General features: G+C 61.2%; 11 protein-coding genes and 1 pseudogene. 4 read left to right on the top strand and 8 right to left on the bottom strand.

The window, feature by feature from the left end:
* Window positions 1-48: 48 nt before the first annotated feature.
* From CRI93_RS14355 to cruF, 7 genes are all read right to left on the bottom strand, one after another.
* A complete protein-coding gene (locus tag CRI93_RS14355) occupies window positions 49-1029 on the bottom strand; it encodes a S66 peptidase family protein (RefSeq protein ID WP_245850563.1) in 981 nt (326 codons plus the stop codon).
* A gap of 12 nt (window positions 1030-1041) precedes the next feature.
* Window positions 1042-1368, bottom strand: coding sequence for a LapA family protein (locus tag CRI93_RS14360; RefSeq protein WP_098063339.1), 327 nt, complete (start codon window positions 1366-1368; stop codon window positions 1042-1044).
* Window positions 1369-1471: 103 nt separating this feature from the next.
* Window positions 1472-2602 carry a glycosyltransferase family 2 protein gene (locus tag CRI93_RS14365; protein WP_098063340.1) on the bottom strand — a complete coding sequence of 377 codons (1131 nt, stop codon included), beginning with the start codon at window positions 2600-2602 and terminating at the stop codon, window positions 1472-1474.
* 63 nt (window positions 2603-2665) lie between these two features.
* Window positions 2666-3370, bottom strand: coding sequence for a hypothetical protein (locus CRI93_RS14370; protein WP_141491735.1), 705 nt, complete (start codon window positions 3368-3370; stop codon window positions 2666-2668).
* Entirely contained in the window at window positions 3367-4068 is a 702-nt protein-coding gene (locus tag CRI93_RS14375) for a lysophospholipid acyltransferase family protein (protein WP_098063342.1), read from the bottom strand. Before CRI93_RS14375 ends, CRI93_RS14370 begins: the two co-directional genes overlap by 4 nt.
* Entirely contained in the window at window positions 4065-5030 is a 966-nt protein-coding gene (locus CRI93_RS14380) for a phytoene/squalene synthase family protein (RefSeq protein WP_245850564.1), read from the bottom strand. The genes CRI93_RS14375 and CRI93_RS14380 overlap by 4 nt, the downstream gene beginning before the upstream one ends.
* 4 nt (window positions 5031-5034) lie before the next feature.
* Window positions 5035-5865, bottom strand: a complete 831-nt coding sequence (gene cruF, locus CRI93_RS14385) for a bisanhydrobacterioruberin hydratase CruF (RefSeq protein ID WP_176521890.1) — start codon at window positions 5863-5865, stop codon at window positions 5035-5037.
* A 470-nt stretch (window positions 5866-6335) separates the two neighbouring features.
* Between cruF and CRI93_RS14390 the strand changes: the two genes are divergently transcribed.
* The 4 genes from CRI93_RS14390 (at window position 6336) to CRI93_RS14405 (ending at window position 9526) form a co-directional block, all read left to right on the top strand.
* The gene (locus CRI93_RS14390) at window positions 6336-7013 is read left to right on the top strand and encodes a WbqC family protein (RefSeq protein ID WP_098063344.1); all 678 of its coding nucleotides are present in this window, start codon (window positions 6336-6338) and stop codon (window positions 7011-7013) included.
* Between the two features lie 200 nt (window positions 7014-7213).
* The gene (greA, locus tag CRI93_RS14395) at window positions 7214-7690 is read left to right on the top strand and encodes a transcription elongation factor GreA (RefSeq protein ID WP_098063345.1); all 477 of its coding nucleotides are present in this window, start codon (window positions 7214-7216) and stop codon (window positions 7688-7690) included.
* Between the two features lie 63 nt (window positions 7691-7753).
* Complete coding sequence (gene mtgA, locus CRI93_RS14400; RefSeq protein WP_098063346.1) at window positions 7754-8440, top strand: monofunctional biosynthetic peptidoglycan transglycosylase; 687 nt, start codon at window positions 7754-7756, stop codon at window positions 8438-8440.
* 66 nt (window positions 8441-8506) lie between these two features.
* Window positions 8507-9526, top strand: coding sequence for a threonine aldolase family protein (locus CRI93_RS14405; protein ID WP_098063347.1), 1020 nt, complete (start codon window positions 8507-8509; stop codon window positions 9524-9526).
* Between the two features lie 189 nt (window positions 9527-9715).
* On the opposite strand, the pseudogene CRI93_RS15710 reads toward CRI93_RS14405, so the two are convergent.
* Window positions 9716-9834, bottom strand: a pseudogene (locus CRI93_RS15710) (IS982 family transposase); the annotation flags it as partial.

Genomic DNA, 9834 nt, shown 5'->3' on the forward strand with positions numbered 1-9834 from the left:
AGATGCGATTCCGCACCGCACAAGTGCCACCCGCTGGCGTCAATTTGTCTAATTTTGGGATTCAGCAGGCGGCTCTGTATCCCCCATAGCTTCGGGGCAACGGTCGTCTGGATAGCACACAACCGGGGCGGCGGGGGTGCTGGTGTCGAGGCGTACCGGCACGCCCATTGGCCAGATGCAACGCGGCATGAGGTGCCCATACGGCACCTCCGCGAGTACGGGGTACGGACGATCCGCAAAGTAGTCGCGCAGCACGGTGTCCATCGACAGCGTGGGCTGTCTCACAACGTCGGGCACTGAGAACTGGCCGAGAAGCACCCCGGCGAGATCATCGAGCACCCCGGCAAGCTCCAGATGCATGAGCATCCGGTCAACGGCGTAAGGCGGCTCCTGTACGTCTTCAAGCAGCAAGATGGCGCCGGTCAGGTCGGGCATGTGCGGGGTGCCCAGCAGGCGCGTGAGCACCGAAAGCGTGCCGCCCAGAAGCGGGCCGCGCGCCGTGCCGGTCGTCCACGGCGTGGGCGGTGGATGGCCGTGCCAGGCGGGCGTGTACGGGGCCGGGTCGGTGCTCCGAAACACCTCGGCGCGCATGGCCGCGGGCAGTTGGGTCCACTCGGTGACGACCGGACCCGACAGGCTGGGCCAGCGCAGATGCGTCCAGCAGGCCCATTGCAGGGCCGTAATGTCGCTGTAGCCCACAATCCAGCGCGGTGTAGCGCGGGCCATGGCATTCCAGTCGAGATGCGGGAGCAGGCGCATGGTGCCGTATCCGCCACGTGCGCACAGCACGGCTTCGACACCGGGGGCGGTGAGGGCACGCTGCAACTGGGCGGCGCGCTCCGCATCAGGCATCGACAGATAGCCGTGCGGTGAGGAGGGAGCATAGGCTTCGATGAGCGTCCACTCGCGTTGAAGCGCTTGCACACCCGCCGTGTAGCGCGCGGCCTGTCGCGGTGCACTGGCGGGAGCCACGATGTGAGCGCGGGCTCCGGGCTGCAAGACCGGCATTGCAGCGGTAGTTCGATTCATGGAAAGAAGTGTCTATTTCGTGTCAGCATCCGAACGACCGGGCGCGGATGAGTCCGACGCCTCCCCCTGACCGGGCCGCTGGCTGCGTTGCTCGTTTTCCAACTGCTTGATGCGTCGCCGATCGCGCAGGCGGGACGGGGTCAGCGCCAGCACGCCCACCAGTACACCGATGATAAACGTGGACACCAGCACCAGCGCAGCGGATCCTTCGGTGCTCGCGAAGAGCAGGTTCACGCGGATAGGTTGCGTGTTCTGGAGTGCAAAGAGAATGGCTACGAAGAGCAGAACGAGCGCGCCGACCATGGACAGGCGCGTGCGAATGGTTGCAAAATCAGGCATAGACAGGTCAGATGGACGACAGAGCGTAGAAAAAGATAGTACGGACACAGCGCGGATGCAACATCAGTTGGATGCTGAAGGCAGTGCCCTATGAGCCACATATTCAACCGGATTCGGATTGCGAGGCGGGTTCCTCGGGAGCGGGGCGCGCGGCTACGGAACGCCCCTTCCACGACACGTTGTGCGTCCAGTGGTGCCAGGCCGAGTCTATTTGAAGCACTGCCCCAGCCGCATATGAAAGCGGAGCCAGCAGCGAGATGGGCCACGCAATGCCGTTCCAGCGATCGGTAGCCACCTTGACGCCAAACACGCTGATCCACAGCCACGGTACGACCCACGGTGCAAGCACGAACGTGCTGGTGTAGAAGGCGCAAAGCAGCACAAACGCCAGCGGATGTCCGCCCATGAGCAGGTACGCGTTTTTCCGAAAGCCCCGCCAGGCCGCCTGCGTGTCGGGGTACATGTAGACCGTAAGCTCGTCGCGCACATCCCACAGGTACGGCACCACACCGTTGGACTTCAGGTAGCGGCCAATCTCCACGTCTTCGAGCACCTTGCCGCGCACATGCCGGTGCGGCTCGTGGGTGTGGTAGGTGGCGGCATCGAGCATCCAGAACTGTCCGTTGAGCGCGCCCAGCGACGGGGCATCGACCCATTTGACGAGGGGCCAGGGCAGTCCGGTAAGCATAGCGTTGGGCACCAGGCTCACGAGCCACGCTGCCCCACCCCGCAGCCGGGGTAAGCCGGTGGCCACCGAGGGGGTAGGGCGTGCCGCAAACTGCTGGGCCCAGCGGGCAACCGCCTCGGGATGATGCAGTTCGGTGTCGGCATCCAGAAAGATGTACCAGTCGCCGGTAGCGCGCTGGGCCAGCTGGTAGAGCGCATGCGGTTTGCCGAGCCAGCCCGTAGGCAGCGGCGTGCCGGATACCAGATGCAAGCGGTCGTCGTTGAACGAGGCAACGACCTCGGCGGTGGCGTCGGTGGAGCGGTCGTCGTACACCCAGATTTCCAGCGGGGTGTGGGTCTGCGACAGCAAGGATGGCAGCAGCCGTTGCAGGTTTTCGGCTTCGTTGCGCGCCGGAATGAGCACCGAAATAGAGGCAGCGTCATCGGGAGATGCATCGGCATGGAGCCCGCGCGAGGGCCTATGCATCCACAAGTACACAAAATTGGCCGCAAGCACCCCGGCTACGCAGATGTGAATGCCAATTAGAACGGCAGCAAAGGATGACATGCACGAAGGGGGCCGGGCAGAGGGGATGCGAAAGCGGAGCACGCCGCACGAAGCCTTGCGCTGCTACACGCGGGGCGGCGATTCGAGGAACTGCTGGTAGAGCGGCGGCAGATTGGACTCGGCCAGCTTGTCGTAGAGCGAAGCGGCTTCGGTGTCTTGGTTGGCCTCTTGCAGGGCAATCCAGTGCCAGATCATGGCCTCCTCCTTGTCAATGGACACGTCGGGGTGGGCGTCCAGCACGGTGCGCAGCTGCTCAAAGCACGTGGCTGCAGCATCGGGGTCGCGCCCGGCAATAGAGGGTCGGTAGAGCAGGGATTGCCCCTCAACCAGCAGCACAAACGGGTTGAAGCGATCGCGCTCTTTGGCTGCGCTGAGCACGTTCATAGAACGGCGTCCGTAGCGCAGAGCGCCCAGCATGGACGCTTCGCCCGCGCGGTACGCCCAGAGGCCCGAGAGCACGGCCAGCTCCTGAGCGGTGCCGTCGTCAAGGCTTTTCGGTAGATCGTTAAGCAGGTCGGCCTCTTCGGTGAGCGGATAGAGGCGATAGCGGTAGAGGAGGTCCTCGAACCGGCCTTCGGCATTCTGCAATCCGGTGCGCAGGCGCTCCACATCTTGCTCGGCGTAGTAGATGTGCGAGGAGTCGGGCATGGCAGGCGCACGAGCTGTGGTAGGAGCAGACAGGAGCACACTTGCGATGCAGGCCAGCACCATTGCCAGGCTGCTTCTTATCCAGAAGCGACGGGGCACGGCAATCGAAGACAGCATCATGGTGGCGTGAGGCGTTTGAAAAGAGGACGCGTCCAGGCAAAGCTCCATTGATCGGCAGGCGAGGTGCGCCCGTCCATCAACAGATGCGTGGGGGCAGTGGTTGTTTCGCGGAGGGTGTGCCACTGGCGGCGCAGGTGCGTTTCGACAGATCCGGGGGCGTGGCAGTCCAAGTCGAGACAGGGGCCGCCCTGTAGCTGGGCCACCGGGTGGGGGGCGCCGTCCCACGTAACGTGTAGCGCCACGGGCCAAAACACCGCCTGCGGATACAGCCGATGGATGCGTGTGAACCGCTCCACCGGATACGGGCCTACACCTGTGTTAGGCGACTGTAGTGCTCCGCTCGGAAAGTAGAGCAGAACGGCGCGGGGGGTAGTATGAAACCGGCGGGCGGTGCGGCGCACCGTTGCAGCTCGCGTCTGGGGGTCGTTGGCCGGAAACGGCATGGCTCCTACTGGTGTAAAGAACGGGAAGCGGTGCCATTCCTGCATCCACACCATGCTCGGGCGGCCCAGCGTGTGGGTGAGCAGATACCACAGCAGGTGGCCGTCATAGAAGTGGTGGTGGTTGACGCATGCAATGAGGGGGCGCTGTTCGGGAAGTCCGGGCGGCCAGGAGCCATGCCATTCAATGCGCTGAAACGAACGGCGCAGGTCCCACCGCATCCACGCCTCCACAATATGCGCGGCGAGTGCATTCATGCGTTTCCGTTCTGCTGCAAACGGGCCTTGCGACGGCTGTACGTGTCGGCACACACGCACCACAGCTTACGCGGGGTTGACACGTAGGCGCGGTGGCGGATGTTGTCGTAGCCGAGGGCGCGCACCTCGTTCATAATCTCACGATACATGCGTGCAGCAGCCCGAATGCCGGTGCGCACGCTCCAGGGCAGCGCGCCAATGGTGGCCATGCTGGATATGTAGCGTGCCTCGGCGGCGGCCATCGCATCCTCTAATAACTGGGAATACGCTTCGGGCACGATGTCGCGCTTGGTAAGGGCCTCGGGGGTAATTCCGTACGCCTCGAACCAGTTCAGGGGCAGGTACACGCGGTCGAGATGGCGCAGGTCTTCACCCACATCGCGCACAATGTTGGTGATTTGCATTGCGATGCCCATTTCGCGGGCGGCGCCTTCAAGCTGCGAATAGGCGTTCGCATCTGCCAGAAACGGGAGCATCATAGCGCCTACGCTTCCGCCCACAAGGTTCGAGTAGTCAACCAGATCGTCGAGCGTGCGAATGGGGCGGTCCTCCAGGTCCCATATGGCTCCTTCGAGCAGCTCGTAGAGCGGGGTGCGGTGCAGCCCGAAGCGGTTGTGCACCTCGTGCAGACGGCGCCAGAGCAGCGCGTCGGGCGGGTGGCCTGCGAGGGTCGCGTCGAGGGCATCCCAGGTAGCGTGCACCTCGTCGAGAGCAGCTTTGGGGCCGACCTCAAGCACGCGGTGGTCGGCAATGGAATCGACATGGCGGCAGAACAGGTAGAGTGCGGCTACGGGCAATTGCACGCGAGATGGGAGCAGGCGCGCGGCCATTGAGAAGGTGCGTGAATGGTACCGAAACGAGGCCCACAGCCACTCGTCTTCTTCCGTGCGACTGTCGAGGTCGGGAGCCACCACGTCGGGCTCCTGCATCATGTAGGCATCGTCGGGGGCAGAGGTAAACATGGCACTATGCATTCGCAGGGAAGAAGCGAAACGACGCGCCGGGTGTGCGCCACAACGCCAGGAAAGGAATTGCTGTCGCAACTGCGCCCCAGAACACGGCTACAGTCATGCCCTGCATCACCAGAATAAGGAGGGGGAAGAGGCAGTTCAGCAGGTAGACCGCAGGTGCCCACGGATGATACGTGTCGAGGCTCCCACCCAGGTACTCATAGCCCAGCATAATCACATAGCTTACTGCAAGCCAGCCAATCCAGTTGGAGATGGGCATGCCGTAGTAGAATCCACCCTGTGGATACGACCAGAACGTGACGCTTCCCACCGCATACTGCGCTCCTGCGCCGTTCATGGCAGGGTCGAGCGATACGTCCCACAGTGTCATGAAGGTGGCAGCCACGAGCAGGTACACCCATCGCGTATCGCTAAGGCGCCGTGCCAAGTCGAACGAGACGATGGACATGGCAAACCACGAGGCGGGGATGAAGTAGGGCACGTGGTCGGCAAACTTGGGGCCGAGCCAGCTGGTGTACTCGTACTGCCCAAAGGGTAGCACCAGGTCGCCAATGGCAAGCAGGCCGGTCGTGCCAATGAGTTCGCTGGCCCCTCCGGATACGCAGCCCCAGACCACGAAGAAGCTCATGCGCTTCCACCCCAGTTCGGGGCCGTACATCAAAATGGCCAGCACCGGCAGCATCGACATGTACGTCCAGGTTGGTGCACTGATCAGCGCGCCAAGATACGGACCAAAGTACGATAAGGAGGAGGGAACCAGTTGCAAGAGCAGCATGCCCAGCACGCTAAACGCAATGGAGCCGGCAAAAAGTGCCAGTGCACCCACGAACAGTTGGCTCGTATGTGCACGCCGTAGAGACGTACGGGGGACGAAAGGCCGCTGCTCTTTTTCTACGAGATTGTCAGGGCCCGCGTGATCTGTACGTGGTGAGGAAGGCATACAACGAGGAGGAATCAACAAACAAGAAGACAGGATCGCTTAGCGTGTTCGGAGTGCGCAGGTAGCAGCCCAGGCAAAACGCTATACCGATCCATGTAAGAAGCCAGTCCGACTTTGGTTCACGCGTATCGACATTCTGTCATCTCTGTCGGATACAGGGGGTAGTATACCGAACGACCATGTGAAAGCGAAACGGTACCAGTCAGATTTGGGCCGCTGCGTTGTAACAACCCGGCAATCGTTTCGTAGCAGGAGGCTGTGCGCTGACGTGGGCAGAGGACTGCCTGCCCCAAGGTGCTTTTTTCATTGGTGGGTTGCTTCGCCTCCGCCTTACGCTCTTGCTACCCCTTCGTGCTATGACCGTTGCCGTTGTGCCCCTCGAATACTTTCCGCCCCTGCACAGCGTGGCCCTCATGGCCACGGTCGACCGCGTGCTCTGGGCCGATACGTGGCCCTACCGGCGTCAAACGCGACAAAGCCGCAGTAAGCTGCGCAACCCGAACGGCTGGCAGTGGATTGCATTGCCGATGTGGTCGCATCAGCACGGGCGGCCCCTTCGTGAGGTTAAGATTGACGGCAACGTGCCGTGGCACGAGCGGCAGTGGCGTGCGTTCATGTACAACTACCGCTCCACAATGTACTTCGAATACTTCGAAGACGATTTCGCGCCGCTCTTTGACAGCGCTCCCGAAGAGCTGCACGCGGTGAACGAAGCCACCACGCGGTGCACCTGTTCGTTTGCGCAGATCGATACGCCGCTTGAACGAGCCTCTGCGCATGGCATTGAGGCGCTTTCGGAGGTGCGCGGTGCGCTTCAGGCGGAGGCGGTCTGGGTGGCGCACGAACATCAGGAGGAACTCGGTGCCGACGCGGATTCGGAGATGTACACGGTGCTGCCTCCGTATGAGCACCCCACCTACCGTCAGAATTTCGACGGATTCGAGCCCGGCATGGCCGCGATGGACTGCCTCTTTAATTACGGCTCGGAAGCCACCCGCATTATGGCTGATGGACTTTCGGTACCAGCGGTATAGCTCGGAAGCGCCAGCTCGTGTTGCACAGTGCTCTGTGGGGGAATCCCCCTTAGGGCCTGTGTTAAGGAACTTTATGTGCGGCTTCTCGAATAACGATGCGACACATACGCCATGCTACAGACCGCCGCTTCCGCCCCTTAGAGCGGGTGTGGCGGTCTGTCTTTGTAGATGTACTCTTACATGATGTCAATGCTGTATTTATGAGCAAAAAGACTGTATACCTTACCGAAGAAGGGTTCCAGGAGCTCAAGGATGAACTGCACTTTCTGAAAACGAAAGAACGGGCCCGCATTGCGGATACGATTGCCGAGGCGCGCGCCAAGGGCGATCTGTCGGAAAACGCTGAGTACGACGCCGCCAAAGAAGAGCAGGGCAAACTGGAGGCGCGCATCTCAAAGCTTGAAGACACGATCTCTCGCGCTCGCGTGGTAGACGAAAACGAGGTCGACGATAGCAAGGCGTATATCCTGTCGAAGGTTACCGTAGAAAACCTAAACACCGGTGCCGAACAGGTCTACACGCTCGTTAACGAACAAGAAGCCGACGTGTCTGAGGGCAAAATCTCAGTTGAAAGCCCGGTGGGCAAAGGTCTGCTCGGAAAGGAAGAAGGCGACGAGGTAGAGATTGATGTGCCTGCGGGTACAGTAACACTCAAGATTACCGACATTGCCCGGTAACGCAGAAACGGCCCGTGTCCGGCCCCTGGCTCCAATGTACGTCTCCAGCACACCCGCATAGCGATGACGGCTTCCCGAATCCTATACGTTGGCGTGAAGCGAGTGGTGGGCGGAGTGTTGCTGTTGTGGGCCGGACATTTTCTGATCAGCGTAGGTGCCCTGCTGATGTATACCACTGTGTGGCCACCGGTTACGGGCGTGCAGTTGCAACGAGCGGCGGAAGCGTGGTGGGCCGATGCTGAATATACACGGCGCTACGAACCCGTCTCTGCTGAGATGATCAGTGCGCACTTGCCGCACGCCATCATTGCGGCTGAAGACGGGCGCTTCTACGAACACCATGGGATCGACTGGGAAGCGCTGCAAGAGGTCCGCTCCGAGTATGCACAGGGCGGTGAGTTGCGCGGGGCCTCTACCATTACGCAACAGCTTGTCAAGAACCTGTTCTTTACGACGCACCGGTCGTACGTGCGCAAGGTGATGGAAATCCCCCTGGCATACGCCGCCGACTTGGTGCTAACGAAAGACCGCATTGTCCACCTGTATGCCAATGTGGTAGAATGGGGCCCGGGCATATACGGGGCTGAAGCCGCCGCACAGTATCATTTTGGAATTGCGGCCAAGCGGCTCACTCGGAACCAATCTGCGGGTCTTGCAGCCTGTCTGCCTGCTCCTCTTACGCGCCGGCCAAGCTACATGACGCGCTACACCCGCATCATTGAACGCCGCATGGCGCAGCACGGCTGGTAGGCGATCAGATCTGGCTGCGATCGCCCTCTGCTGCTTTCGTACTGTTTTCTTACTGCCTGATGCCCTATGATCGACCTTCGTAGCGACACCGTGACGCGCCCTTCGTCTGCCATGCGCACGGCGATGATGGAAGCGGACGTTGGCGATGACGTGTACGGAGAAGATCCAACGGTCAACCAGCTTCAAGATGACATCGCAGCGCTGCTGGATACCGAAGCCGCGCTGTTTACTCCCTCGGGCACGATGGCGAACCAGATTGCGCTGCATGTGCTCACCGACCCGGGCGATGAGGTCATCGTAGATGCAACCAGTCATATCTACAACTATGAAACCGGTGCCGCAGGCATGCTCTCGGGCATCCAACTGCATCCGGTGTCGACATCAAATGGGCTGCTGACGCCTGACGCCGTCGAGGCAGCCATCCGGCCTGAGGGAGCCGTCTTTCCACGTTCGCGTGTGGTGGCGCTGGAGAACACGGCCAACAAGGCGGGGGGGCGTGTTTATTCGCTTGAGCATATCCACGCAGTGGTCGAGGTGGCCCGATCTCATGGCCTGCGTACACTTCTTGACGGCGCTCGCCTTTGGAACGCCGCTGCGGCAACAGGGGCCGATATGGCGAACTACGCCGCTCCGTTCGATCTGGTGTGGGTGGCGCTATCGAAAGGTCTTGGGGCACCTGTAGGATCGGTGCTGGCTGGGTCTGCAAACCATATCAACGCAGCGCGGCGCGTGCGCAAGCGATTGGGCGGTGGAATGCGCCAGGCGGGGATTCTGGCCGCTGCGGGACGCTATGCGCTGGCGCACCATCGCGAACAGTTGGTGACCGACCATGCGCATGCGCGCCGACTGGCTCGTGCAATCAGTGCATTACCTGCGTTTGAGCTGGACGTAGACACTGTTGAGACAAACATTGTGATCTTTGACACGCCCCATGCATCCGCCCAGACGATTGCCGATGAGCTGGCCAGCGAAGGCATTGGGCTGACTCCCTTCGGTCCGCACACGCTACGAGCTACTACGCACCGCGACGTATCTTCGGACGACATTGATACCGTCATTCATACGCTGCGCACGCTCTACAGATGACGCCTTTGAGTAAGAACCTGTTTGGGTTTTGGTTTGACGGCGAGAGCGCGAGACGCTGAGGCGAAAATTGGACCCCAATCGAGGTTCGTAGCCGGGGCTACGGGCCGAGATTAGGGGCAATTTGCAGCCCAGCGGATCCGCTCGGAGCCCAAAATAAGAAATCAAGTAGCGGTTCAATGGTAATGCGAATCAGGAGTTGAAGGCGAGCAGGAGCATCGCGGCGGCGAAGCGTCCGAACACATGCACCATCAGCCCCCGGGTCGACCGGACCTTCGAGGCGGCCTGAATGCCGGTTTTTTCTTCAATCC

It is taken from the genome of Longimonas halophila (assembly GCF_002554705.1).
Taxonomy (GTDB): domain Bacteria; phylum Bacteroidota; class Rhodothermia; order Rhodothermales; family Salinibacteraceae; genus Longimonas; species Longimonas halophila.

Excerpts from the sequence above, each read along its gene's own strand:
- CRI93_RS14360 (WP_098063339.1), bottom strand. The coding sequence starts at position 1,368 with ATGCCTGATTTTGCAACCATTCGCACGCGCCTGTCCATGGTCGGCGCG.
- CRI93_RS14370 (WP_141491735.1), bottom strand. The coding sequence starts at position 3,370 with ATGATGCTGTCTTCGATTGCCGTGCCCCGTCGCTTCTGGATAAGAAGC.
- CRI93_RS14390 (WP_098063344.1), top strand. The coding sequence starts at position 6,336 with ATGACCGTTGCCGTTGTGCCCCTCGAATACTTTCCGCCCCTGCACAGC.
- CRI93_RS14405 (WP_098063347.1), top strand. The coding sequence starts at position 8,507 with ATGATCGACCTTCGTAGCGACACCGTGACGCGCCCTTCGTCTGCCATG.
- CRI93_RS14375 (WP_098063342.1), bottom strand. The coding sequence starts at position 4,068 with ATGAATGCACTCGCCGCGCATATTGTGGAGGCGTGGATGCGGTGGGAC.
- CRI93_RS14380 (WP_245850564.1), bottom strand. The coding sequence starts at position 5,030 with ATGTTTACCTCTGCCCCCGACGATGCCTACATGATGCAGGAGCCCGAC.
- CRI93_RS14355 (WP_245850563.1), bottom strand. The coding sequence starts at position 1,029 with ATGAATCGAACTACCGCTGCAATGCCGGTCTTGCAGCCCGGAGCCCGC.
- greA (WP_098063345.1), top strand. The coding sequence starts at position 7,214 with ATGAGCAAAAAGACTGTATACCTTACCGAAGAAGGGTTCCAGGAGCTC.
- mtgA (WP_098063346.1), top strand. The coding sequence starts at position 7,754 with ATGACGGCTTCCCGAATCCTATACGTTGGCGTGAAGCGAGTGGTGGGC.
- CRI93_RS14365 (WP_098063340.1), bottom strand. The coding sequence starts at position 2,602 with ATGTCATCCTTTGCTGCCGTTCTAATTGGCATTCACATCTGCGTAGCC.